The 22,935-nt window shown below is 72.3% G+C and carries 22 protein-coding genes and 8 tRNA genes; 12 read left to right on the top strand and 18 right to left on the bottom strand.

What is annotated here, in order from left to right; all coding sequences use genetic code 11:
- The 7 genes from pdxT to pgsA all read right to left on the bottom strand — a co-directional run.
- On the bottom strand, positions 1-555 hold a 555-nt coding region (pdxT, locus tag ACFXPX_RS37805), incomplete at its 3' end, for a pyridoxal 5'-phosphate synthase glutaminase subunit PdxT (protein WP_380644664.1).
- Positions 556-651: 96 nt separating this feature from the next.
- Positions 652-1,563 (bottom strand): pyridoxal 5'-phosphate synthase lyase subunit PdxS, encoded by a 912-nt coding sequence (pdxS, locus tag ACFXPX_RS37800; protein WP_375890021.1) that lies wholly within the window; start codon positions 1,561-1,563, stop codon positions 652-654.
- A 128-nt stretch (positions 1,564-1,691) separates the two neighbouring features.
- Entirely contained in the window at positions 1,692-2,237 is a 546-nt protein-coding gene (locus ACFXPX_RS37795; protein ID WP_375890023.1) for a hypothetical protein, read from the bottom strand.
- 43 nt (positions 2,238-2,280) lie between these two features.
- A complete protein-coding gene (locus tag ACFXPX_RS37790) occupies positions 2,281-2,661 on the bottom strand; it encodes a 5-carboxymethyl-2-hydroxymuconate Delta-isomerase (RefSeq protein WP_380526834.1) in 381 nt (126 codons plus the stop codon).
- 123 nt (positions 2,662-2,784) lie between these two features.
- Complete coding sequence (locus ACFXPX_RS37785) at positions 2,785-3,960, bottom strand: glycosyltransferase family 4 protein (RefSeq protein ID WP_380526832.1); 1,176 nt, start codon at positions 3,958-3,960, stop codon at positions 2,785-2,787.
- A gap of 45 nt (positions 3,961-4,005) precedes the next feature.
- Positions 4,006-4,971, bottom strand: a complete 966-nt coding sequence (locus ACFXPX_RS37780; RefSeq protein WP_380526830.1) for a phosphatidylinositol mannoside acyltransferase — start codon at positions 4,969-4,971, stop codon at positions 4,006-4,008.
- 16 nt (positions 4,972-4,987) lie between these two features.
- Positions 4,988-5,635 carry a phosphatidylinositol phosphate synthase gene (pgsA, locus tag ACFXPX_RS37775; protein WP_380526828.1) on the bottom strand — a complete coding sequence of 216 codons (648 nt, stop codon included), beginning with the start codon at positions 5,633-5,635 and terminating at the stop codon, positions 4,988-4,990.
- Between the two features lie 233 nt (positions 5,636-5,868).
- Between pgsA and ACFXPX_RS37770 the strand changes: the two genes are divergently transcribed.
- On the top strand, positions 5,869-7,917 hold the full coding sequence (locus ACFXPX_RS37770) for an elongation factor G-like protein EF-G2 (RefSeq protein WP_380644663.1): 2,049 nt from the start codon (positions 5,869-5,871) through the stop codon (positions 7,915-7,917).
- Here the strand turns inward: ACFXPX_RS37770 and ACFXPX_RS37765 are convergent.
- Positions 7,905-8,351 (bottom strand): thiol-disulfide oxidoreductase DCC family protein, encoded by a 447-nt coding sequence (locus ACFXPX_RS37765; protein ID WP_380526857.1) that lies wholly within the window; start codon positions 8,349-8,351, stop codon positions 7,905-7,907. The genes ACFXPX_RS37770 and ACFXPX_RS37765 overlap by 13 nt on opposite strands.
- A gap of 199 nt (positions 8,352-8,550) precedes the next feature.
- Between ACFXPX_RS37765 and ACFXPX_RS37760 the strand changes: the two genes are divergently transcribed.
- A complete protein-coding gene (locus ACFXPX_RS37760; RefSeq protein WP_380644662.1) occupies positions 8,551-10,197 on the top strand; it encodes a hypothetical protein in 1,647 nt (548 codons plus the stop codon).
- Between the two features lie 74 nt (positions 10,198-10,271).
- Here the strand turns inward: ACFXPX_RS37760 and ACFXPX_RS37755 are convergent, their stop codons facing one another.
- The 4 genes from ACFXPX_RS37755 to ACFXPX_RS37740 form a co-directional block, all read right to left on the bottom strand.
- Positions 10,272-10,832, bottom strand: a complete 561-nt coding sequence (locus ACFXPX_RS37755; RefSeq protein WP_350507180.1) for an HIT domain-containing protein — start codon at positions 10,830-10,832, stop codon at positions 10,272-10,274.
- Positions 10,833-10,958: 126 nt separating this feature from the next.
- The gene (thrS, locus tag ACFXPX_RS37750) at positions 10,959-12,938 is read right to left on the bottom strand and encodes a threonine--tRNA ligase (RefSeq protein WP_380526822.1); all 1,980 of its coding nucleotides are present in this window, start codon (positions 12,936-12,938) and stop codon (positions 10,959-10,961) included.
- An 87-nt stretch (positions 12,939-13,025) separates the two neighbouring features.
- Positions 13,026-14,186 (bottom strand): hypothetical protein, encoded by a 1,161-nt coding sequence (locus tag ACFXPX_RS37745; protein WP_380593129.1) that lies wholly within the window; start codon positions 14,184-14,186, stop codon positions 13,026-13,028.
- A 32-nt stretch (positions 14,187-14,218) separates the two neighbouring features.
- Entirely contained in the window at positions 14,219-14,773 is a 555-nt protein-coding gene (locus ACFXPX_RS37740) for a DUF4365 domain-containing protein (protein WP_360230145.1), read from the bottom strand.
- Positions 14,774-14,918: 145 nt separating this feature from the next.
- Between ACFXPX_RS37740 and ACFXPX_RS37735 the strand changes: the two genes are divergently transcribed.
- Positions 14,919-15,686 carry an exonuclease domain-containing protein gene (locus ACFXPX_RS37735; RefSeq protein WP_375890042.1) on the top strand — a complete coding sequence of 256 codons (768 nt, stop codon included), beginning with the start codon at positions 14,919-14,921 and terminating at the stop codon, positions 15,684-15,686.
- Between the two features lie 78 nt (positions 15,687-15,764).
- On the opposite strand, the gene ACFXPX_RS37730 is transcribed toward ACFXPX_RS37735, so the two are convergent.
- Positions 15,765-15,836: transfer RNA gene (locus ACFXPX_RS37730), tRNA-Val, on the bottom strand.
- Positions 15,837-16,048: 212 nt separating this feature from the next.
- Positions 16,049-16,120, bottom strand: a tRNA-Val gene (locus ACFXPX_RS37725).
- A gap of 402 nt (positions 16,121-16,522) precedes the next feature.
- Between ACFXPX_RS37725 and ACFXPX_RS37720 the strand changes: the two genes are divergently transcribed.
- Positions 16,523-16,936, top strand: a complete 414-nt coding sequence (locus ACFXPX_RS37720; protein ID WP_030056266.1) for an SsgA family sporulation/cell division regulator — start codon at positions 16,523-16,525, stop codon at positions 16,934-16,936.
- Positions 16,937-17,376: 440 nt separating this feature from the next.
- Positions 17,377-17,946 (top strand): CGNR zinc finger domain-containing protein, encoded by a 570-nt coding sequence (locus ACFXPX_RS37715; protein ID WP_380644661.1) that lies wholly within the window; start codon positions 17,377-17,379, stop codon positions 17,944-17,946.
- A 24-nt stretch (positions 17,947-17,970) separates the two neighbouring features.
- Here the strand turns inward: ACFXPX_RS37715 and ACFXPX_RS37710 are convergent, their stop codons facing one another.
- On the bottom strand, positions 17,971-18,453 hold the full coding sequence (locus ACFXPX_RS37710) for a hypothetical protein (RefSeq protein ID WP_375890044.1): 483 nt from the start codon (positions 18,451-18,453) through the stop codon (positions 17,971-17,973).
- Positions 18,454-18,564: 111 nt separating this feature from the next.
- Here ACFXPX_RS37710 and ACFXPX_RS37705 point away from each other — a divergent pair, with 111 nt between their 5' ends.
- Positions 18,565-19,065 carry a DsbA family protein gene (locus ACFXPX_RS37705; protein WP_380532803.1) on the top strand — a complete coding sequence of 167 codons (501 nt, stop codon included), beginning with the start codon at positions 18,565-18,567 and terminating at the stop codon, positions 19,063-19,065.
- A 44-nt stretch (positions 19,066-19,109) separates the two neighbouring features.
- Here ACFXPX_RS37705 and ACFXPX_RS37700 read toward each other — a convergent pair whose 3' ends face one another.
- From ACFXPX_RS37700 to ACFXPX_RS37690, 3 genes are all read right to left on the bottom strand, one after another.
- Positions 19,110-19,955, bottom strand: coding sequence for a GNAT family N-acetyltransferase (locus tag ACFXPX_RS37700; protein WP_380644660.1), 846 nt, complete (start codon positions 19,953-19,955; stop codon positions 19,110-19,112).
- Positions 19,956-20,028: 73 nt separating this feature from the next.
- Positions 20,029-20,859, bottom strand: a complete 831-nt coding sequence (locus ACFXPX_RS37695; RefSeq protein WP_380532800.1) for an aminotransferase class IV — start codon at positions 20,857-20,859, stop codon at positions 20,029-20,031.
- Positions 20,860-20,884: 25 nt separating this feature from the next.
- Positions 20,885-21,964 carry a chorismate-binding protein gene (locus ACFXPX_RS37690; protein ID WP_375890052.1) on the bottom strand — a complete coding sequence of 360 codons (1,080 nt, stop codon included), beginning with the start codon at positions 21,962-21,964 and terminating at the stop codon, positions 20,885-20,887.
- A gap of 332 nt (positions 21,965-22,296) precedes the next feature.
- On the opposite strand from ACFXPX_RS37690, the gene ACFXPX_RS37685 reads away from it, so the two are divergent.
- From ACFXPX_RS37685 to ACFXPX_RS37660, 6 genes are all read left to right on the top strand, one after another.
- A tRNA-Gly gene (locus tag ACFXPX_RS37685) sits at positions 22,297-22,369 on the top strand.
- 40 nt (positions 22,370-22,409) lie between these two features.
- Positions 22,410-22,483: transfer RNA gene (locus ACFXPX_RS37680), tRNA-Cys, on the top strand.
- 34 nt (positions 22,484-22,517) lie between these two features.
- A tRNA-Val gene (locus tag ACFXPX_RS37675) sits at positions 22,518-22,589 on the top strand.
- Between the two features lie 41 nt (positions 22,590-22,630).
- Positions 22,631-22,702, top strand: a tRNA-Val gene (locus ACFXPX_RS37670).
- Positions 22,703-22,746: 44 nt separating this feature from the next.
- Positions 22,747-22,818, top strand: a tRNA-Val gene (locus tag ACFXPX_RS37665).
- Between the two features lie 44 nt (positions 22,819-22,862).
- Positions 22,863-22,934 (top strand) — tRNA-Val (locus ACFXPX_RS37660).
- Position 22,935 lies beyond the last annotated feature (1 nt).

Genomic DNA, 22,935 nt, shown 5'->3' with positions numbered 1-22,935 from the left:
GGTGAGCTCCGGGTGGAACGAGGTGGCCAGCAGGTTGCCCTGGCGCACGGCCACGATCCGGCTCTCCGGACCGTCCGCACCGGGCAGCTCGGCCAGCACCTCGACGCCCGCGCCGACCGCCTCGACCCAGGGGGCGCGGATGAAGACGCCGTGCACCGGCTCCTCCTCCAGGCCCTTGAAGGCGAGGCCGGACTCGAAGGACTCGTTCTGCCGGCCGAAGGCGTTGCGGCGCACCGTCATGTCGATGCCGCCGACGCTCTCCTGGTCCTCCCGGCCGTCGAGGATCTTGTCGGCCAGCATGATCATGCCCGCGCAGGTGCCGTACACCGGCATGCCGGCCGCGACCCGCGCGCGCAGCGGGTCCATCACGCCGAACAGCAGGGCCAGCTTGGACATGGTGGTGGACTCCCCGCCGGGGATCACCAGTGCGTCGACCTCGGCCAGCTCCTCGGCGCGGCGCACCGGACGGGCCAGCGCGTCGGCCTCGGCCAGCGCCACCAGGTGCTCGCGGACGTCGCCCTGGAGGGCGAGGACGCCGATGACTGGAGTGCTCACGGTCTTCAACCTCTATCGATCGTTACTACGGAAGGACGCGGCGCGGCCCGCCGCACACCGAAGCGCTGCGGCGGGCCGGGCGAAGGGCGGGAGTGACTACCAGCCGCGGTTGGCGTAGCGCTCGGTCTCCGGCAGGGTGTCGCAGTTGATGCCGACCATGGCCTCGCCCAGGTTGCGGGAGGCGTCCGCGATGATCTTCGGGTCGTCGAAGAAGGTGGTGGCCTTCACGATGGCGGCGGCACGCTTGGCCGGGTCGCCCGACTTGAAGATGCCGGAGCCGACGAAGACGCCCTCGGCGCCCAGCTGGCGCATCAGCGCGGCGTCGGCCGGGGTGGCCACGCCACCGGCGGAGAACAGCACGACCGGCAACTTGCCGAGCTCGGCGACCTCCTTGACCAGCTCGTACGGGGCGCGCAGCTCCTTGGCGGCGGCGTACAGCTCGTTGTGGTCCAGCGCCCGCAGCTGGCCGATCTCGTTCTTGATCTGGCGCAGGTGGCGGACGGCCTCGACGACGTTGCCGGTGCCGGCCTCGCCCTTCGAGCGGATCATGGCCGCACCCTCGGCGATGCGGCGCAGGGCCTCGCCCAGGTTGGTGGCGCCGCAGACGAAGGGGGTGGTGAAGGCGAACTTGTCGGAGTGGTTGACCTCGTCGGCCGGGGTCAGCACCTCGGACTCGTCGATGTAGTCGACACCCAGCGACTGCAGGACCTGGGCCTCCACGAAGTGCCCGATGCGGGACTTGGCCATCACCGGGATGGAGACCGCCTCGATGATCTCCTCGATCATGTTCGGGTCGGACATGCGGGCCACGCCGCCGTCCTTGCGGATGTCGGCCGGAACCCGCTCCAGCGCCATGACGGCCACCGCGCCGGCGTCCTCGGCGATCTTCGCCTGCTCGGCGTTGACCACATCCATGATCACACCGCCCTTGAGCTGCTCGGCCATGCCGCGCTTGACCCGGGCGGTACCGATCTGCGGCTGGTCTGCGGTGGTGGGGGTGGTGGACACGTGAGACCTCACTCGAAGATTAACCAGTGCTATCGCCCTATGGTAGGCAGATCAGGTGGCCCAACCATGCGCCACCAAGTCCAGCCCGGACGACGGGATGCGACAAACGGGCCGTATCCGAGGACAGCCTAAGCAGGCGCTCCCTCGGGCGTAAGGGCGGGCGGCGGGGCGTCGTCCATCTCGAAGGCCATCGGGAACGGCGCCTTGCCCGCCAAGCGGAAGTACCGCACCAGCCGGTGCTCCCGCACCGCCCGCGCCGCCCGCACCGCGTCGTTGTGGAAGCGGCGGGCCATCGGCACCCGCCGCACCGCGGCCGTCAGATCACGAACCGCCTCGTCACCGCCCGGCTCCGCGACCAGCGCCGCCACCTGCTCCGACTCCTCGAACACCGCCCGCAGCGCCAGGCTCAACTGACTCTCCGCCACCTCGCGGTGCTCGTCCTCGGCCTGCCGGGCCGCGTGCGCCGCGTCCAGCAGCAGCAGCGAGGCCGCCGGGTCCAGCAACGAGGACGTCGCCAGCTCCATCGCCACCGAGGCCCGCCGGACCAGCTGCGCGTCCAGCGCCGCCCGCGCGGCGTCGATCCGGGCGTGCAGCCGGTCCAGACGGCCGGCCGTCCAACTCAGGTACATGCCGAACAGCACCACGGCCACGCCGGCCCAGATCCAGGTAGTCACGGACCGCTACGTTACCGGGTGTCACCGGCCGCCCCGCCCGCCGTCAGCCCTGCACGACGCCGCTGCGGTAGCTCTCCCGGTCGATGTCCTCGACGTTCACCGCGGTGAACAGCCGCGTCCCCGGCGCCGGCCGCACGTGCTGCGCCAGCAGCGCCACCACGCCCTCGCTCAGCGCCGCCTTCGCCTCCGGCGTACGGCCCGGGAACACCTGGAACTCGACGTACACCTGGGCGTCCACCCCGGCGTCGTCCACCGACCCGTCGGAGCCCACCACCAGGTCATCGCTCGGCCGGAACACCGTCTTGCAGGACCCCGGCTTGGCGTCGATCGTCTCCTCCGCCAGCCGGTTGATCGCCAGGCCCAGCGCCCGGCGCTCGAAGGCCCCGGCCAGGCTGGACGAGTAGTCGACGGAGATCTGCGGCATCGTTTCCCCCAGGGGTCACAGTGGTGCGGTCGGCCCGACCCTAACCCCACCGGCACCGGGCGCCACGCAAGCCCCGGCCGTCGGCCCCGGGCCGGACCGAACCGCCCGCGCCCCCCGCTCCCGTCACCGGCGCGTCCTTCGGCTCGGGGCGCTGCGCTCGTCCTCCTCGACCACCGCCGCGGCGCCGCCCGTCACCGTCTCGTACACCGCCAGGATGTCCGCGCCGACCGTCGACCAGTCGAACCGCCGCACGTGCCGCGAAGCCGCCTTGCGCAGCTCCTCCAGCCGCCCCGGATCCCCCAGCAGCCGCAGCGCCGTACGGGCCAGCGCGTCCGCGTCCTCCACCGGGAACAGCTCCCCGGCGTCCCCGCCGTCCAGCACCTGCTTGAACGCGTCCAGGTCGCTGGCCAGCACCGGGGCGCCCGCCGACATCGCCTCGACCAGGATGATCCCGAAGCTCTCGCCACCCGTGTTCGGCGCCACGTACAGGTCCACGCTGCGCAGCAGCCGGGCCTTCTCCCGGTCCGAGACCATGCCCAGGAACTCCACCTGCGCGCGCACCTCGGGCGCCAGGCCGGCCACCGCCTCCTCCTCGTCGCCCTTGCCCGCGACCAGCAGCCGCACCCCCGGCCGCTCCGCCAGGATCCGCGGCAGCGCCGCCAGCAGCGTCGGCAGGCCCTTGCGCGGCTCGTTGATCCGGCCGATGAAACCGATCGTGCCCGGCTCCCCCGCCGCCGCACCGCCCGTCCACCGCTCGTCCGCCTCGGCCTCCGCGAAGAACTCCACGTCCACCCCGTTGGGGATCACCACCGCGTCCCCGCCCAGGTGCTCCACCAGGGTCCGCCGGGCGTACTCCGACACCGCGATCCGGGCCCGCATCTTCTCCAGCCCCGGCTGCAGGATCGGCGAGGCCGCGATCATCGCCCGCGAGCGCGGGTTCGAGGTGTGGAAGGTGCCCACCATCGGCCCGGTCGCCGACCAGGCCGCCAGCATCGACAGGCTCGGCGAGGCCGGCTCGTGCACGTGCAGGATGTCGAAACGCCCCTCGCGCAGCCACCGCCGCACCCGGGCCGCCGACAGGATGCCGAAGCTCAGCCGGGCCACCGACCCGTTGTACGGCACCGCCACCGCCCGCCCCGCCGAGACCACGTACGGCGGCAGCGCCTCGTCGTCCTCGGCCGGCGCCAGCACCGACACCTCGTGCCCCAGACCGATCAGGTGCTCGGCGAGGTCCCGGATGTGGAACTGCACCCCACCGGGGACGTCCCAGTCGTACGGGCAGACGATGCCGATCTTCACGGGTTCCTCAAGCTCCTTCGGGCAGGGTCGGACGGGCAGCCGGGCTCAGGCGCCGGAGGCCCCGGCGGCGGGCTCCTTCGCCGCGTCGGCGCGCCCGGCCGCGGACCCGCCCCCCACCGTCTCACGGGCCGGCAGGTCGGCCGGCCAGAACTTCTGCAGCATGTGCCAGTCCTGCGGGTGCTCGCTGATGCCCTGCTGCCACACGTCCGCGATCGCCTGGGTCATCGCCAGCGTCCGCGCCTTCCGGTCGCCCTCCTCCGGGACCGGCACCTCGGGGTGGATCATCCCCCGCAGCACCGGACCGTCGTACCACAGCGTCGCCGGCAGCAGCGCCGCGCCGGTGCGCTGGGCCAGCGCCGCAGGCCCGGCCGGCATCCGGGTCACCTCACCGAAGAAGGACACCTCGATACCGGCCTCCGAGAGGTCCCGGTCGCCCACCAGGCAGACCAGCTTGCCCGCGCGCAGCCGCCGCGCCAGCGTGCCGATCACGTTCGCTCCGCCGCCGGACAGCGCCAGGACCTCCATGCCCTGGCCCTCCCGGAACTCCACGAACCGGTCGAACAGCCGCTCCGGCTTCAACCGCTCCGCGACCGTCGTGAACGGGTGGCCCAGCTGCGCTATCCAGGTGCCCGCCAAGTCCCAGTTGCCCATGTGCGGCAGCGCCACAACCACACCCCGCCCGGAGTCCAGCGCCTCCCTTATGCGCTCGTAGCCGCCCACCTGGACGTCCCGCAGGACCCGCTCCCGGCTCCACACCGGCAGCCGGAAGGACTCCATCCAGTACCGCAGGTAGGAACGCATCCCGGCTCGCGACAACCGCCGCAGCGCCGCCTCGTGCAGGCCCGGACGCACCCGGCGCAGGTTCGCCTCCAGCTGCCGCACCCGCGGCCCGCGACGACGCCAGGCGTAGTCCGCCAGCCGGTCGAACAGCCACCGCGCCACCGGCTCCGGCAGGTGCTTCAACACCGCCCAGCCCAGCGCGTACGCCCAGTACACCAGTCGGTCCGTCACCGCAGGACGCCCCCCATCAGCTCCCGGCCGCCGCTCGGTCGGCCTCGAACGCCTCACGGCGCACGGTCACCATCCGCTGCACCACCGTCACCAGACTGCCCGCCGCCACCAGCCACAGCGCCACCGGCAGCAGCCACTCCACGTACGGCACCCCGAACACGTGCAGACCGGCCACCCCGGCCGCCACCAGGCTGATCACCAGCCGCTCGGCCCGTTCCACCAGCCCCGACACGTCGCACGGCAGGCCCTGGCTCTCCGCCCGCGCCTTCGTGTACGACACCACCAGGCCACTGGCCAGGCAGAAGATCGCCACCGCGCAGAGCAGGTTGTCGTCGCCCTTGCCCGCGTACCACATGGCCAGACCGCCGAAGATCGCCGCGTCCGCGACCCGGTCCAGCGTGGAGTCCAGGAAGGCGCCCCACTTGCTGGTCCGGCCCAGCTGGCGGGCCATGTTCCCGTCCACCAGGTCCGAGAAGATGAACAGCGTGATCGTGATGGTGCCCCAGAAGAACTCCCCGCGCGGGAAGAACACCAGCGCACCGGCCACCGAACCGGCCGTACCGATCAGCGTCACGGCGTCCGGACTCACGCCCAGCCGGATCAGGAACGCGGCGAACGGGGTCAGAACACGTGTGAAGAAGGCACGCGCGTATTTGTTGAGCATGGCCTTCCCAGCCGCTCCGATTCTCCCGGGTACCCGCCTGGCGCAACACACGCGGCAGACGGCCGGACGAATGAGCCCGCCCGACGCACCCATCGTAGCCACGCCCGGGACACGCTCCGACGCACGCACCGCCGGACGGCCCCCGGCCACCAGGGCCCAGCACGACACGCGCCGGAACGACACCCGACCCTAGACTGCCAAGGACAGCTTCGGCGCCACGGGAGGAGACCCCGATGCCCGACCGCAGCACCGCACGAGCCGGCCAGGCACCCGCCGTCACCGGCCCCACGGACCTGCGCAACGTCGTCCTCGTCGGCTCCAGCGGTGTGGGCAAGACCACCCTCGCCGAATCCCTCGCCCTCGCCGCCGGCGCCACCGCCCGCCCCGGCCGCGTCGCCGACGGCACCACCGTCTCCGACCACGAGGACATCGAGCACCAGCAGCAGCGCTCCGTCCAGCTCTCGCTGCTCCCCCTCGAATGGAAGGGCGTCAAGATCAACCTGATCGACCCGCCCGGCCACCCCGACTTCGCCGCCGACCTGCGCGCCGCCCTGCACGCCGCCGACGCCGCCGTCTTCGTCGTCTCCGCCACCGACCCGGTCACCGCCCCCACCCGCGCCCTCTGGCGCGAGTGCGCCGCCGAGGGCATCCCCCGGGCCATCGCCGTCGCCAAACTCGACCTCGCCCGCACCGGCTTCGACGACATCCTCACCAGCTGCCACGACGCCTTCGAGCTCGGCCCGGACACCCTGCGCCCGCTCTTCCTGCCCGTCCTCCACGACGGACACCCCGACGGCAGCGTCGACCTCCTCACCGGCGACACCTACGGCGACGCCGATCCCCTCCCCGACACCGGCCCCGCCCACGAGAGCCTCGTCGAAGCCATCTCCGGCCAGGACGACACCCTCATGGAGCGCTACCTCTCCGGCGACCCCCTCGACACCGACTCCCTCGAAGCCGGGCTGCGCCGCGAAGTCCTCGACTGCACCCTCCACCCCGCCGTCCCCACCAGCGACAACGGCCTCGGCGCCGCCGAACTCCTCGACCTGATCACCCACGCCTTCCCGAACCCCACCGAACGCACCCGCCCCGCCCCCGCCTGCGACCCCGACGCCCCGCTCGCCGCCCAGGTCGTCCGCGTCACCGGCGACGCCTACGTCGGCCGGATCAGCCTGCTGCGCGTCTACGCCGGCACCCTGCGCCCCGACAGCCGGATCCACCTCGTCGGCCCCGCCCACACCGCCGACCAGAACGGCGACGAACGCGTCACCGGCCTCACCAGCCCCTTCGGCAAACTCCAGCGCCCCGTCCCGCACGCCGTCGCCGGAGACCTCGTCTGCGCCGCCAAACTCACCACCGCCCGGGCCGGCGACACCGTCCACGACCCCGGCCACCCCGTCGAACTCGACGGCTGGACCCTCCCCGAACCCCTGCTCCCGATCGCCGTCGAAGCCCACAGCAAGGCCGACGACGACAAGCTCTCCCAGGCCCTCACCCGGCTCACCGCCGAGGACCCGGCCCTACGGCTCGAACAGAACCCCGACACCCACCAGCTCGTCCTCTGGTGCACCGGCGAAGCCCACGCCGAGGTCGTCCTCGACCGGCTGCGCACCCGCCACGGCGTCCACGTCGACACCGTCGAACCCAAGGTCGCCCTGCGCGAGACCTTCGGCACCGCCGCCGCCGGCCACGGACGCCTCGTCAAACAGTCCGGCGGCCACGGCCAGTACGCCATCTGCGACCTGGAGGTCGAACCCCTCCCGGCCGGCTCCGGCTTCGAGTTCCAGGAGCACGTCGTCGGCGGCGCCGTCCCCAAGCACTTCATCCCCTCCGTCGAGAAGGGCGTCCGCGCCCAGCTCGCCAAGGGCGTCGCCACCGGCTTCCCGCTCGTCGACGTCCGGGTCACCCTCACCGACGGCAAGGCGCACTCCGTCGACTCCTCCGACGCCTCCTTCCAGAACGCCGCCGCCCTCGCCCTGCGCGACGCCGCCGAACACGCCGTCATCCGGCTGCTCGAACCCGTCGCCGCCGTCAGCGTCCTGCTGCCCGACGAGTACCTCGGCGCCGTCCTCGGCGACCTCTCCGCACGCCGCGGCCGCGTCCTCGGCACCGAAACCGGCGGCCAGGGGCTGACCCTGCTGCGCGCGGAGGTCCCCGAACTCGAACTCGTCCGCTACCCGGTCGACCTGCGCTCCCTCACCCACGGCACCGCCGAGTTCTCCCGCGCCTACCTGCGCCACGAACCCATGCCCGCCGCCCTGGCCGGGCGCTACACCGACTGAGCCGGCTTCCGGTTCGGCAGCGCGCACGCCGCCGTACCCCCCGGCATCCGGTGCCGGTTCCGCGACACCCATCGGTACACCGCAGCCGCCACCGGCCGCACCGGCGCCAAGGTCAACAGCGCGCCCAGGTACGCCCACGCGCCCCCGGTGCGCAGCAGCAGCCGCGCCACCGCCTGCGCGCCCCCGTACACCCGGCCGGCCGGCGTCACCCACAGCACCTCGCGCTCGGCCCGCTCGGCCGCAACCTCACCGCGGCCGCCCGCCACCGCGTCCAGCTCCGCCAGGTCCGCGAACTGGAACGGCACCGCCTCCCAGCCACCCGAGGCCAGCGTCTGCCGCAGGTACCGCTCCCCCCAGCGCACGCAGGACGAACAGAACGCGCAGTCCCCGTCGAAGACCAGCACCGGATCCTTCACCACGACAACCCCCTTCATCGCCTTCACCTCCATCCTCCTCCACCCTCACGCCGTCGGCCCGGGCGGGTATCGACCCGGCCGAAGCTGGGCATCATGCCCCTCAGGCCCCGGTGCGGCCGGAACGCACCGCTTCGTGACGGTAGTTCAGACGATCATCCGCGCAGGGGTGCCACGGCACGGTAACCTGCCGCTGACAAGGGGAGGAGCAGACGCCACCGTGGCCACACTCGACATGACCCCGGGTGCGCAGATACCCCGGACCGACACCGGCCCGCAGACGGCCGTCACCCAGGCGCTCTCCTCCGCCGCCTACCGCGACGGCGAGATCGGCAAGTTCGTCACCGACGTCACCGACGCCAAGGAGAAGAAGGGCCGCTTCGCGCTCTTCCGCCCCAACCTCGGCGAGGCCTTCAGCAAGGCCCTGGTCTCGCGCGCCCTCGGCGGCGACCGCAAGCCCCTCGTCCCCTCCTTCGGCGTCGACACCCGCCAGGTCGTCGAGCACTGCCTGGCCGCCGAGGAACTCCGGCACGCCCGCGACCGGCAGCTCAGCACCGTCACCGTCGTCACCGGCCTGCTCTTCCTCCCCGGCACCCTGATCTGGCTCGGCGCCTTCCAACTGCGCGCCTGGCTCAAGCGGGACAGCGCCCGGGGGGCCGACACCTACGGCGCCCTCGCCCTGATCGCGGTCGCCGTCCTGGCCGGCTACCTGGCGCTGTTCCCGCCGGCGGCGGGCGTCCTCGGCGTCTACCTGCGGATCACCATGCTCGCCCCGGTGCTCGGCTGGTACCTCGCCCGCCGGATCGTCGAACGCTCCGCCACCGACCTCCGCGCCCGCTGGCAGGCCCTGGTCGAGGGCAACGCCGTCGCCGCCACCGTCGCCAAGGCCGTCCCCCGCGACGACCTGGACAAGAAGGCCAACGACCTGCGCGACAAGCTCGGCCGGCTGGACGCCGAGCAGGAGACCAACGTCCACCACTACGCCGGCCCCAAGGGCATCCTCGGTGCCGGCCGCCGCTGGGGCGAGTGGCGCCTGGCCGACACCCTGCACCCCGCCGAGGGCCACGCCGACTTCCGGGCCTTCCACCCCTGGGACCTGGTCCGCCGGATCTCCGCCCACCTCAAGGGCCTCGGGGTCAGCCACGTCGCCAACAGCGGCATCCCCAACGTGGCCATCAAGCAGTGGGCGGTCTTCGACATCGGCGAGGGCGCGGACGAGATCAGCCGCCCCGGCGGCGCCGACATGGACGGCGAGCGGATGCGCGACTTCGCCGTGCAGAGCCTCGCCGACAAGCAGACCTTCTCCGGCGGCCCCCGGCATTACCTGGCCACCCAGTTCATCACCCACGACGGCAAGTTGATCATCACCTTCACCGTCACGGTGACCCTGCTCGCCAACGTGCTGAACATCTCGGTGGCCGGCTACGCGCTCGGCCCGGTCAAGGGCGTCTTCTTCGACAAGCCCAAGGACAAGGAGAAGTCGGTCGCCAAGACCGTGCGGTTCTGGGAGGAGCGCACCGTCAAGCTCCCCCTGATCGACAACGACGAGGTGGTCCGCCAGGCCGTCCGCGCACCGTTCCACAAGATGCCCGGCCTGCTCGGCTGGCTCGGCGGCGGCCTCGGCCTGCCCGAGCCGTTCGGACTCCGGCACTCCTGGGTCGGCACCGCCTGGAACAACCGCTCCATGGTCGACAACGCCATGAACGCCTCCGTGCCGGTGCTCAGCGCGGTGCACACCGCCACTCTGGAGTTCCTCCAGGAGCACGACCTCGACGCGGACCGCTTCTTCAAGACCCGCACCTCGATCATCAAGTCCGAGGCGCAGAGCCCCCGCCCGTACAAGGTCGACGAGTTCAGCGCCGACTGACCGGGAGCGACACGTGAAGAGGGGCCACCACCGAACTCCTCGGTGGCGGGCCCCTCTTCGCGCGTCCGGCCGGCTCAGCCCTGCGGCCAGGCCTCGGCCAGCATCTTGCGGGTGTCCGCCAGCAGCTGCGGCAGCACCTTGGTGTGGCCGACCACCGGCATGAAGTTGGTGTCCCCGCCCCAGCGCGGCACCACGTGCTGGTGCAGGTGCGCCGCGATCCCGGCCCCGGCCGCCGCGCCCTGGTTCATCCCGATGTTGAACCCGTGCGCCCCCGAGGCGGCCCGCAGCGCGGTCATCGCCTTCTTGGTGAAGTCCGCCAGCTCGGCCGTCTCCGCCTCGTCGAGGTCGGTGTAGTCGGCCACGTGCCGGTACGGGACCACCATCAGGTGCCCGCCGTTGTACGGGTACAGGTTCAGCACCGCGAACACGGCGCTCCCCCGGGCGATGACCAGCCCCTCCTCGTCGCTCAGCGACGGGATCGAGCAGAACGGACAACCGTCGTCCGGAGCCGGGCCGGTGGGCTTGTTCTCACCCTGGATGTACGCCATCCGATGGGGGGTCCACAGGCGGCGGAAGCCGTCCGGCTCACCGACACCCCGCTGCAGTTCCGGCTCAGTCGTCATGCTGATCAGCATATTCGCCCGGGGGTGCTTGCAAAGCCGCGCGGGGCAGACTCTTGAAGAGCCTGCCCCGCGCTTAACCTCGGCGACTGCCTCGGCGACCGGAACGCCGTTAGGGTCACCCCCGCTCAGGCGGGGAACTCACACCTGGATACGGCGCGCCACGGCATCAACGATCTCGGCGATGGCCTGGTCACGCGGCACGCCGTTCTTCTGCTCGCCGTTGCGGTAACGGAAGGAGACCGCGCCCGCCTCGACATCGTCGTTGCCGGCGATCAGCATGAACGGGACCTTGGTCTTCTGGGCGTTCCTGATCTTCTTCTGCATGCGGTCGTCCGAGGTGTCCACCTCGACCCGGATCCCCTGCTTCTTGAGCTCGGCCGCGACCTCCAGCAGGTACGGCACGTGCTCGTCGGTGATCGGGATGCCGGTCACGGTGACCGGAGCCAGCCACGGCGGCATGGCACCGGCGTAGTGCTCCAGCAGCACCGCGAAGAACCGCTCGATCGAACCGAACAGCGCACGGTGGATCATGACCGGCCGCTGACGCGAACCGTCCGCCGCCGTGTACTCCAGGTCGAAGCGCTCGGGCAGGTTGAAGTCGAGCTGGATGGTCGACATCTGCCAGGTACGGCCGATGGCGTCCCGCGCCTGCACCGAGATCTTCGGGCCGTAGAAGGCCGCGCCGCCCGGGTCCGGGACCAGCGGCAGGCCCTGCTTCTCGGCCACGCTCGCCAGGACGCGGGTGGCCTCCTCCCAGGTCTCGTCCGAACCGACGTACTTGACCGGGTCCTTGGTCGACAGCTCCAGGTAGAAGTCGGTCAGACCGTAGTCACGGAGGAGGTTGAGCACGAAGGTCAGCGTGGAGTCGAGCTCCTCCGCCATCTGCTCACGGGTGCAGTAGATGTGGGCGTCGTCCTGCGTGAAGCCGCGGGCACGGGTCAGGCCGTGCACCACACCGGACTTCTCGTAGCGGTACACCGTCCCGAACTCGAAGAGGCGCAGCGGCAGTTCACGGTACGAGCGGCCGCGCGCGTCGAAGATCAGGTTGTGCATCGGGCAGTTCATCGGCTTGAGGTAGTAGTCCACGCCCTCGTCGAGCTGCATGGGCGGGTACATACCGTCCGCGTACCAGTCGAGGTGGCCGCTCTTCTCGAAGAGCTTCCCCTTGGTGGCGTGCGGGGTGTAGACGAACTCGTAGCCCTCTTCCTCGTGCCGCTTGCGCGAGTAGTCCTCCATCGCGCGGCGGATGATGCCGCCCTTGGGGTGGAAGACGGCGAGGCCGGAGCCGATCTCCTCGGGGATGGAGAAGAGGTCGAGCTCGTTGCCGAGCTTGCGGTGGTCGCGCTTCTCGGCCTCGACGAGGAAGTCGAGGTGGGCCTTGAGCTCGTCCTTGGTCGGCCAGGCGGTCCCGTAGATGCGCTGCAGCATCGGGTTCTTCTCGCTGCCGCGCCAGTACGCGGCGGCGTTGCGCATCAGCTTGAACGCCGGGATGTGGCGGGTGCTGGGCAGGTGCGGGCCGCGGCAGAGGTCGCCCCAGCACTGCTCGCCGCTCTTGGCGTCCAGGTTGTCGTAGATGGTGAGCTCGCCGGCGCCGACCTCGACGTCGGCGCCCTCGCCGGCGGTGGCGGCGGAGCCCTTGAGGCCGATCAGCTCCAGCTTGTACGGCTCGGCGGCCAGCTCCTCGGCGGCGGCCTCGTCGGTGACCACGCGGCGGGAGAACTTCTGCCCGCGCTTGATGATCTCCTGCATCCGCTTCTCGATGGCCTTGAGGTCATCGGGGTGGAAGGGCTTCTCGACGTCGAAGTCGTAGTAGAAGCCGTCCTTGACCGGCGGGCCGATGCCGAGCTTGGCCTCGGGGTAGAGCTGCTGCACGGCCTGGGCCATGACGTGCGCGGTGGAGTGGCGCAGGATGTCCAGGCCGTCCTTGCTGCCGATCGCGACCGGCTCGACCTCGTCGCCGTCCTGGACGGCGTACGCGAGGTCCTTGAGCTGGCCGCCGACGCGGGCGGCGATGATCGAGCGGTCGTCGGCGAAGAGCTCGGCGGCCGTAGTGCCCGTGGTCACCACGCGCTCTTCCCGATCGGGTTCGCGGTTGATGATTACCCGGACGTCCGTCACCGGTCTCTCCTGACGTGCTGGATTCAGAGGACGCAACACTGCGCTGCGCGTGACGATGGTACCGAGAGCACCAGCCGCACCGCGCACTCAGGACCTCTCCCCTCTCTCCTGGAGCCCCTTGAGCAGCCGCTCGCGGTCGTCGTCCGCCCAACCGCACAGCTCCAGGCCGTGCGGGCGGGTCAGCCGGCGGAAGCCGTCGCGGCGTTCCAGGCGGCCGGAGACCCGGACCGGGACGCCGGTGAGGTGGGCCTCGGCGGCGAGCCGGTAGTCGGGGTCGGGCAGTCCGACCTTGAGTTCGCGGACCTCGGCGCCGCCGAGCACCCGGAGCCGTATCGAGCCCGGTCCGGCGGGGTCGGCGCGCTTGAGCCGGACGACCACGCCGACGACGGTGACGTCGACGGCGGGTTCGATCCGCTCCAGCAGTTCGGCGGCCTCGGCGAGGGCGGGCAGGTCCCCGGGGGAGAAGTCGAGCTCGATCCGGCGGTCGCCGAATCCGCCCGGGGTGCCGGCGGCGGGCGACCAGGCAACGGTGAGCCGGGCGGCGGTCGCGCCGCGGACGAGGTCCTCGACGGACCGGACGAGTTCGCGGCTGACCCCGGAGCGGACGGCGTTCTCGAAGGCCTCGGGCCCGCCGCTGACCCGGCGGTAGTCGACCGCGTCGCGCAGCGCCTCCAGGGCGCGGACCAGCGTGGTGACGGCGGTGCGGCCCTCGGGGGCGGGGGTGTAGGCGGTGAGGGCGGCGCCCTGGTCGACGGCGCCCTGTTCGACCAGGAGGACGCGGTCCAGGAACTCCCCGGCGAGGCCGTCCAGCCGGGCACCGAAGTAGCCGGCGGTGGTCCGGCCGGCCTTGGCCCCGGCGGCGAGCATCGAGCGCGCGGCCCGCTGGAGCCGTTCGGCGTCGTCCCAGGGGGTGGCGTCGGCGGGGCCGGGCAGTTCGCGGCGCCAGTTGAGCTCGTCGCCGGGGACGACGAGGGCGAGGAGGATCGAGCGGGCGGAGGGGGTGCGGGAGCGGGAGAGCGCGGTGACGGCGTCGGTGAGGAGGTCGACGGCGTCGTCGAAGCCGTCGGCGGTGGGGAGGAGGAGGCTGGTGCCGGGTTCGCCGTCCGGCGGGGTCCAGCGGCCGTACCGGGCGGCGGGGCCGCCGCGCCGGATCCAGCCGTGCCGGGCGAGCAGGGTGGCGAGCACCGCGGGGTCGACCGTGGCCGGGTCGGGCAGGGCCCGGACCTCCGGTCCGTTCGGCAGGGTCATGGGCGTGCTTCCTCGCTGCCGGGGCCGGGCGGTCACGGGCTGCCGCCCGCGCCGACCCGGGCCATGATGTCGCAGAGCGCGCGGTCGTCGAAGACCTTGTCGGTGGGCACCCGGACGTTGGTGCGCCGCTTCCCGGTGACGGGGTGGCCGGCCAGGTTGACCCAGTAGCAGCAGTGCCGCAGTTCGAGGGCGTCCGGGCGGGCCCGGAGCCAGTGGTCGACCCGGCGCGGCAGCAGCATCACGACCAGGATCCGCGGGACGGCGACCCGGGCACGGGCGAGCTTGCGCAGGTGGTCGTTGTCCAGGGTGAAGCTGAAGAACGGCCCGGCCGGACCGGGTGCGATCTGCTGGGTCGCCTTGAGCTGGATCTTGATGGTGACCTCGTCGTCCACGTCGTGCTCCCGGGAGCCGTGGCTGACCTGCCAGTCGATGCCGTTGTCCGGGAACGGCTGGGAGAGCGAGCAGCCGGCCGCCGCGGCAACCGCGTGCAGGTAGCCGACCTGCAGCGTCTCCATGCAGGCGGTGACCGCTAGGTTCCCCCTGAGTGTGGTCGCCGCGCCGTCGGGCTGCGGCTGTGTCAGTGCCATCGCCCCGTGGCCTCCCCCGGCTCCGGGCCCGTCCGGGCCGAGCGGCCCAGTGGCAGGATCCCCGGTCGGAGCTGGGCCAAACGGGTTGAGCGACCGTCAGAACCGGGTATCACCAGGGCGCGGAACGCACGCCTGAGGGGCAGTCATGCAGCAGCACTGGTACACCGGCCCGCTCGCTTCCTTCGACACCGAGACGACCGGCGTGGACGTGGAGTCCGACCGCATCGTCTCCGCCGCCCTGGTCGTCCAACTCACCCCGGGCGCACCGGCGCAGACCACCACCTGGCTCGCCGATCCGGGTGTCCCGATCCCGGACGGGGCGCGGGCGGTGCACGGCATCACCGACGACCAGGTCCGCACGTACGGGCGCCCGGCCCGCACGGTGGTGGCCGAGGTCACCCGCGCGCTGGCGGCCCAGGCGCGGGCCGGCCGCCCGGTGGTGGTGATGAACGCCCCCTACGACCTGACCCTGCTGGACCGGGAGTTGCGGCGCCACCACGGCCTGCCGTTGAGCACCGGGCTGGACGGGGCGGGGCTGGTGGTACTGGATCCGCGGGTGCTGGACAAGCACGTGGACCGCTACCGCAAGGGCCGGCGGACGCTGACCGACCTGTGCGCCCACTACGGGGTGGACCTCGCCGGGGCGCACGACGCGGCGGCGGACGCGACGGCGGCCCTGTCGTTGATCCGGCGCATAGGCGCCCGCTATCCGGCGGCGCTCGGCGGGCTGACGGCGGCGGAGCTGCACCTGCGGCAGGCGGTCTGGCACGCGGCGCAGGCCCGGGGGCTGCAGGCCTGGTTCGACCGCTCGGGAACGCCGGAGCGGGTGGACCTGTCGTGGCCGCTGCGGCCGGCCCGGTGCGTCTGCGGTCGTCGACTGGAGCCGGAGCACGGGTGCCGGGCGGCGGCATAGCCCTTCACCGGCACGACGGCCCGGAACGCGCCGCAGGCCCCGACCGGTTTCCTGGTCAGGGCCTGCGTGCTGTCCGGGTGGGCGATACTGGGATCGAACCAGTGACCCCTTCGGTGTGAACGAAGTGCTCTCCCGCTGAGCTAATCGCCCGGGCAACGAGAAGAACTCTAGCACCATTCGGGGGCGGTCGTACAACTCGCTCTTCCGGGGTACGGCCGACGCACCCACAGAACTCGCGCTCCGCACGGAAGATGACTGGCCCTCAGCCGGATTCGATACCGGCTCTTCGGATGGATTTCCGGAAATACATGTGAGGCCCAGCCGATAATCGACTGGGCCTCACATATCACAATGCATTCCGGTGGGCGATACTGGGATCGAACCAGTGACCCCTTCGGTGTGAACGAAGTGCTCTCCCGCTGAGCTAATCGCCCGGGTGCAGGGAAAACATTACCGCATCCCGGAGGGTGCTCCGAACACCCCGCCCGCCGGCGACCCCGCCCCAACGCCCGGGGCTGGGGCCTCCCCGCCACCCGTCCCGTCCCTCCCCGCCCGCGCGCACGACTCGTCGGGCCCGGCCGCACCACCCGCTCCCCTGTTCCCGGCCCGCCCGGCACTCCGACGGACCGCCTGCACGCCGAACCGGAATCCGACCGAGAAGAACCGCCGGTAATGCCCCGGGCGGGTACTCCGGGGCGATTCCGCAATGCGCCGTAAGGGGTACGACTCGCGCCCGAATCGGGACAGAGGGGTTTACATCGGTCTTGGGGGTGGGATGGTCCGTTCGCCGACGTGCGATTCCCCGAGCGCACACTGAGCGAAAGGCCATGGCGCTTATGAACACCACGGTCAGCTGCGAGCTGCACCTGCGCCTCATCGTGTCCAGCGAGTCCTCACTGCCCGTCCCCGCGGGCCTGCGCTACGACACCGCCGACCCCTACGCCGTGCACGCCACGTTCCACACGGGCGCCGACGAGACCGTGGAGTGGGTGTTCGCCCGAGATCTCCTCGCGGAGGGGCTGCACCGACCCACCGGTACCGGCGACGTCCGGGTGTGGCCGTCGCGCAGCCACGGGCAAGGGGTGGTCTGCATCGCCCTGAGCTCTCCGGAAGGAGAAGCCCTGCTGGAAGCCCCGGCCCGCGCGCTTGAGTCGTTCCTCAAGCGGACGGACGCCGCGGTGCCCCCCGGCACCGAACACCGTCACTTCGACCTCGACCGGGAGCTGTCCCACATCCTCGCCGAAAGCTGACCCCGACCGGAGGCGGTCCAGCCCCGCTGTCGGCGGGGCCGTACTTCCTGCCGTCATCGCTGCCGTCCTACTCGGGGGCACGGCAGCGGACTCAGCCGCGCACCACGCGGCCTCGGGGCCGGTGAACGGCCCGCTCCCACCGGAGCGGGGCCACAGCACCGCAGGCGCCCGGCATCGGAGCCGGCCATCCGTCACGGGTGGTCGGCCTCGCTGCCGGGCGCCACCGTCGTTTCCGGGGTCCCCGGCGGCTCCTCCCGGGCCGCGGGGCGAGGGGCTCGGCGGGGCCGCCGACACCCGGGCCGCGCCCAGACCGGGACACTCCGCCGGAATCCGTACAGGCCTTCGAACGAAGGCGCCGCCCTTATGCCGCAAGGGCCGGTATGGTCTGGGGTAACCGTGGACGCGGGGTACCGGAGTCCCCCTGCGCGAGGAGTCCCAACGTGCTGATCACCCATGACACCGAGTGCGCGCTGAGCATCCTCGTGGATCTGCTCAACACCGCGCCCGAGGTGTGCGGCGACGAGCGACTGCCGGACGTCGCCGCGCTGGACGCCTTCGTGGGCCGCCAGGAGATCAGCGAGATCGACTCGCTGACCGAGGACGACCTGCGCCAGGTGCAGGAGCTGCGCGCCCGGCTGCGCGAGGTGTTCTGGACGGAGTCCACCGAAGCGGCCGCCGAGCTGGTCAACGCGATCGTCGCGGCCGCCGGGACGACGCCCCGGCTGGTCAACCACGACCACCACGACTGGCACATCCACTACTTCGCCCCGCACGCCGCGCTCGGGCCCCACCTCGCGGCGGAACTCGGCATGGCGCTGGCCTTCATCCTGATGGCGGGCGAGCGGGAGCGGCTGCGCCGGTGCGAGGCGCCGGACTGCGCGCGGGTCTTCGTGGACCTCTCCCGGAACCGCTCCCGGCGCTACTGCGACAGCCGCACCTGCGGGAACCGGCTGCACGTCGCCGCCTACCGGGCGCGCCAACGGTCGGCGGAGGCCGTCGCCCCCGCCTGACCGGCGCCGCACCTCCCGCCCGGCTCAGATACCGCGTTTGCGGAGGATCTCCTCGATGTCGGCGAAGTCGCCGAGGCCGTCGTCCCGCTTGCCCGCCTGCGGCTTGCCGGACGCCTTGGGGTCCCTCGACGCCTTGGGCGCCTTGGGTGCCTGGGCCACCGCCGGACGCTCCGGAGCCGCTCCGGCCGCGGCCGGACGCTCTGCGGAGGACTCCACCTCACCGCGCCGGCCCGGCCAGCGGCTGGCGAACAGCAGCGCGGCGGAAACGCCGAGCAGCACCAGGCCCGTCCACACCCGGGGGTCGAAGACCAGCTTGGCCGCCCAGTCGGCGAACTCCCGGCCGATCGTGCTCGCCAGCGGGAACAGTCCGGTCAGGTAGAGCCCGGCGGGCAGCAGGGCGACCGCGAACCAGCGGGTCGCCGAGCGGAAGCGCCGCCGCCGGGCCCGCAGGCCCGCGACGGCCACGCCGCCGGCCGTGAGGAGGAAACTGATCGCCGCGGTCAGCACGGGTGCGCCCCTTCGCTTCCGGTGGTCCTGGACATCGGTGCCTCCCTCTCGGTCCGCCCTCGGGCGCACCGCCGGGCGGGGGCGGGCACCCACTAGTGGAACACTGGGGGAATGATCGATGGTTCCCTCCCCCGCCTCGAGTTCTGGTGCGACCTCCAGTGCCCGGACTGCCGCACCGCCCTGGACGACGTACGGGCGCTGCGCGCGCAGTACGGCGACGCGCTCTCCGTCGAGCTGCGGCACTTCCCGCTGGAGAAGCACAAGCACGCCTACGCCGCGGCGGAGGCGGCCGAGGAGGCGTTCGCCCAGGGGCTGGGGTGGCCGTTCGTGGAGGCGCTGCTGGCCCGGGTCGAGGAGTTGGACGCCCGGGGGCAGAAGCTGCTGCTGGAGGTGGCCCGGGAGGTCGGGGTGGACGCCGAGGAGGTCGACACCGCGCTGGTCGACGGCCGGCACATGCTGATCGTGGACTCCGACCAGGCCGAGGGCAAGGCGATCGGGGTCACCGGGACGCCGACGTACGTGATCGGCCGCGAGCGGTTGGACGGCGGGAAGAGCCAGGACGGGCTGCGCGAGCGGATCGTCGCGGTCATCGAAGCGGCGAAGGCCTCCTGACCGGCTTACCTGACGCCCCGTCGGTCTGACGCTGCGTCAACTGCTCACAGCGGCTTGCCGTAACAGCGGTTGACGACCCGGTAGCCGAGTGAGGCGTAGAGCCGGAGGGCGGCCCGGTTGCCGGAGAAGACGTTCAGGCCGAGTTCGCGCACTCCGGCGGCCAGGCACTCCCGCTCGGCGAGCAGCATCAGGGTGCGGCCGTGGCCCCGGCCTCGGTGGGCCCGGTCCACCTCGACCACCATGACCCAGGCGAGCGGGGTGCCGTCCGGCAGGTCGCGCAGGTGGAGGTTCACCCAGAGCGAGCCGAGCGGCTCGGGGGCGCCGCCCGGGCTGTGGAGGCGGCGCAGGGCGACGCCGGGGGTCTCGACGCCCTGCTGGAGGACGTTGCGGTGGTCCAGGCGTGACTTGGCGCGGGCCTGCGCCTCGGTGAGGCCGGAGTCCCGCAGGGACTGGACGTACTCCCGCGCGGCCCGGTCGATCCAGGCGGGGAACTCGGCGGCGTCGATCGGGCGGGCGGTGACACCGGCGGGCAGCGGCGGGGCGGCGGTCAGGCTCTTGCCCAGGTTCCGCATCCGCTCGGTGTAGCCGAGGGCGGCGACCAGCCCCCGGGCGATCGGCGCGGACTCGGGGACGACGACGTCGACCCGGGTGCAGCCCCAGGCGCGCAGCACCTCCTCCGCGGCCAGGGCGCCGAAGGTGCCGCGGCCCCGACCGCGGCCCTCCGTGATCTCCAACTCCGCTATCTCACCCCAGAGTTCACTGTCGTGACGGGCTGAGCTGGTGCGCAGGGCGCCGACCTGGTGGCCGTTCGCGAGGATCCGCCAGCGTCTGGTGCGGCCGCCGGCCGTGGTGGGTGTCTCCGGGCCCTCGGGGCGCAGCGTGGTGGTCATGTCGTGGTCCCTTCCCCTCGCCGGGAAGGTTATCCGCGCTGCCCGGGGCGTCTGCCCGGCCGTTTCCCCGGGGTCAGGGGTCGAGGTCGTCGCCGCTGCGCTCGGCGAAGACGGCCATGGCCTTGGCGGTGACCGGGCCGGTGCCGGGCAGCCGGCGGTCGTCGACGCGGGTGACGGCCTGGACGTCGCGGGTGGTGGAGGTCAGGAAGATCTCCTCGGCCTCCTCGAGGACGCCGAGCGGGAGGTCGGCCTCCTCGGCGCCGCACCAGTCGACGACCAGCTGCCGGGTGATCCCGGCCAGGCAGCCGGAGGCGAGCGGCGGGGTGAGCAGGCGGCCGCCGAGGACCACGAAGACGTTGGAGCCGGTGCCCTCGCAGAGTCGGCCCGCGGTGTTGGCGAACAGGGCCTCGGAGGCGCCGGTGCGGTGGGCGGCGGCGAGGGCGACCACGTTCTCGGCGTACGAGGTGGTCTTGAGGCCGGCGACGGCGCTGTGCTCGTTGCGGCGCCAGGGGACGACGGCGACGGCGGTCTCGTCGGGGCGGGGGCCGATGGCGTTGAAGCCGACCACCAGGGTGGGGCCGGTGGTGCCGCGCTCCGAGCTGAGGGGGGCGTCGCCGCCGGTGTAGGTGACGCGCAGGCGGCCGAGCGGGGCCGGGTTGGCGGCGAGGACCTGGGCGCAGGCCTCGCGGACCACGGCGTGGTCCGGGTCGGGCAGGCCGAGGCCGCGGGCGGAGCGGGTGAGCCGGTCGAGGTGGCGGGTGACCGCGAAGGCCCGGCCGTCGACGGACTTCATGGTCTCGAAGACGCCGTCGCCGGTGGTGAGGCCGTGGTCGAGGACCGAGACGGCGGCGTGGGCGGAGTCGACCAGGGTTCCGTTGACCCAGCTCGTGGTGCGGGTGTTCATCGAGGGCTGCTCCTAGACACGGTTCCTAGACACGGTGCGGCTCGGGGGCGGTGTCGATGCCGGGCTCGCTGCCCGACGCTATCGCGACGAGTCGGGCGGCCTTGAGCTCGGTTTCCGCCCACTCGCGTTCGGGGTCGGAGCCCCAGGTGATGCCGGCGCCGGTGCCGAAGCGCAGGACCGGTACCCGCGGGTCCTGCCGGTCGAGCCAGAAGGTGCGGATGCCGACGGCGAGTTCACCCTCGCCGCGGTCGGCGTCGACCCAGCCGATCGCGCCGCAGTAGGGGCCGCGGGGGGCGGTCTCCAGGGCGTCGATGATCCGCAGGGCACTGGACTTGGGGGCGCCGGTGACCGAGCCGGGCGGGAAGGTCGCGTCGAGCAGTTCGGGCCAGCCGGCGCCGTCGCGCAGGGTGCCCTCGACGGTGGAGACCAGGTGGACCAGGCCGGGGTGCTTCTCGACGACGCAGAGGTCGGGCACGGTGACGGTACCGGTCCCGCAGACCCGGCCGAGGTCGTTGCGGACCAGGTCGACGATCATCACGTTCTCGGCGTGGTCCTTGTCGAGGAGGTCGTCCTCGGTGCGGCCGGTGCCCTTGATCGGGCCGGACGAGACGGTGCGCCCGGTGCGGTGCAGGTAGAGCTCCGGGGAGGCGGTGGCGATCTCGACGCCGTGGTCGGGCAGTCGGACGGTCCCGGCGTAGGGGGCGGGGTTGCCGCGGGCGAGGAGGCCGGTGAGGGCGTCGATGTCGCTGCGGTCGGGGTCGGGCAGCGGCGCGGAGAGCACCCGGCAGAGGTTGGCCTGGTAGACCTCGCCGGCGGCTATGTGCGCGCGGATGCGGCGTACGCCCGCGGTGTAGGCGGCGCGGTCCAGGGAGCTGTGCCAGCTGCCGGCGTCCGGGCCGTGCCAGCCCGCGCCGGAGGGCGGGGCGGGCGCGGGGCGGACCTCGTCGAAGCGGGCGCAGGTCAGTCGGCCCTCGAAGTCGTAGGCGACGGCCCAGTAGCCGGAGGAGTCGAGCGCGGCCGGGTCCGAGGTGACGTCGCGCAGTCCGGTGGCCAGGCGGCCGCCGAAGCGGGCGAGCGGGGTGCGGGGGTCGGGATGGCCGGACACGGTTCTCCTGCGCGGTGGTGCTGGGGGGTGGCGGTGCTTGAAGTGTAGGTCGGGGGCGTGCCCCGGGTCGGGCCCGAGCCCGCCGCGCCCCCGCGTACGAGCAGCTGAGTGCGTCGCGCCGGTGTGCGCCGGGTGGCCTGCGGATGATCGTCCGGGAGCGCCGCAGGTGGTGGCCGGTGACCGGCCGGAGGGGCTGACGGAACGGCACTCCGTCGGCATCCCCTCGGCACGCTGCGGGAACGGATTTTTAGCTGGCCCGGGAATCCGCTAGAGTTCAACACGTCGCCAGGGAGCGCAGCCGAGGAAAAGCGGTGAAGGTCCCGGGGAGACAGGCGGACGTAGCTCAGTTGGTAGAGCATCACCTTGCCAAGGTGAGGGTCGCGAGTTCGAATCTCGTCGTCCGCTCGATGGAGAACAGTGTAAGGTCGTTCTTCATGCGTTGCCTGGTGGAGTGGCCGAGAGGCGAGGCAACGGCCTGCAAAGCCGTGTACACGGGTTCAAATCCCGTCTCCACCTCCAAGGGGTTCTCCCGGTTCCACCGGGAGACCTCCCCGCGCGATTAGCTCAGCGGGAGAGCACTACCTTGACACGGTAGGGGTCACTGGTTCAATCCCAGTATCGCGCACGTCGGACCTCACGAGGTCCGCTGCACAACCGCCTCACCAGGCGCGATTAGCTCAGCGGGAGAGCACTACCTTGACACGGTAGGGGTCACTGGTTCAATCCCAGTATCGCGCACAGTAACGAGCCCTTCCAGGCTCGCTGCACAACCGCCTCACCAGGCGCGATTAGCTCAGCGGGAGAGCACTACCTTGACACGGTAGGGGTCACTGGTTCAATCCCAGTATCGCGCACAGTAACGAGCCCTTCCAGGCTCGCTGCACAACCGCCTCACCAGGCGCGATTAGCTCAGCGGGAGAGCACTACCTTGACACGGTAGGGGTCACTGGTTCAATCCCAGTATCGCGCAC

Source organism: Kitasatospora sp. NPDC059146, from assembly GCF_042786665.1.
In the GTDB taxonomy this organism is placed as follows: Bacteria; Actinomycetota; Actinomycetes; order Streptomycetales; family Streptomycetaceae; genus Kitasatospora.
The sequence above is the reverse complement of the archived record's forward strand: the minus strand, read 5'-3'. Positions and strand labels throughout refer to the sequence as shown.

Coding starts and splice junctions, on each gene's coding strand:
- ACFXPX_RS37700 (WP_380644660.1), bottom strand. CDS start 19,955: ATGACCACCACGCTGCGCCCCGAGGGCCCGGAGACACCCACCACGGCC.
- ACFXPX_RS37720 (WP_030056266.1), top strand. CDS start 16,523: ATGAACACCACGGTCAGCTGCGAGCTGCACCTGCGCCTCATCGTGTCC.
- ACFXPX_RS37735 (WP_375890042.1), top strand. CDS start 14,919: ATGCAGCAGCACTGGTACACCGGCCCGCTCGCTTCCTTCGACACCGAG.
- ACFXPX_RS37740 (WP_360230145.1), bottom strand. CDS start 14,773: ATGGCACTGACACAGCCGCAGCCCGACGGCGCGGCGACCACACTCAGG.
- ACFXPX_RS37790 (WP_380526834.1), bottom strand. CDS start 2,661: ATGCCGCAGATCTCCGTCGACTACTCGTCCAGCCTGGCCGGGGCCTTC.
- ACFXPX_RS37705 (WP_380532803.1), top strand. CDS start 18,565: ATGATCGATGGTTCCCTCCCCCGCCTCGAGTTCTGGTGCGACCTCCAG.
- ACFXPX_RS37755 (WP_350507180.1), bottom strand. CDS start 10,832: ATGCTGATCAGCATGACGACTGAGCCGGAACTGCAGCGGGGTGTCGGT.
- ACFXPX_RS37765 (WP_380526857.1), bottom strand. CDS start 8,351: ATGAAGGGGGTTGTCGTGGTGAAGGATCCGGTGCTGGTCTTCGACGGG.
- ACFXPX_RS37745 (WP_380593129.1), bottom strand. CDS start 14,186: ATGACCCTGCCGAACGGACCGGAGGTCCGGGCCCTGCCCGACCCGGCC.
- ACFXPX_RS37770 (WP_380644663.1), top strand. CDS start 5,869: ATGCCCGACCGCAGCACCGCACGAGCCGGCCAGGCACCCGCCGTCACC.
- ACFXPX_RS37695 (WP_380532800.1), bottom strand. CDS start 20,859: ATGAACACCCGCACCACGAGCTGGGTCAACGGAACCCTGGTCGACTCC.
- pgsA (WP_380526828.1), bottom strand. CDS start 5,635: ATGCTCAACAAATACGCGCGTGCCTTCTTCACACGTGTTCTGACCCCG.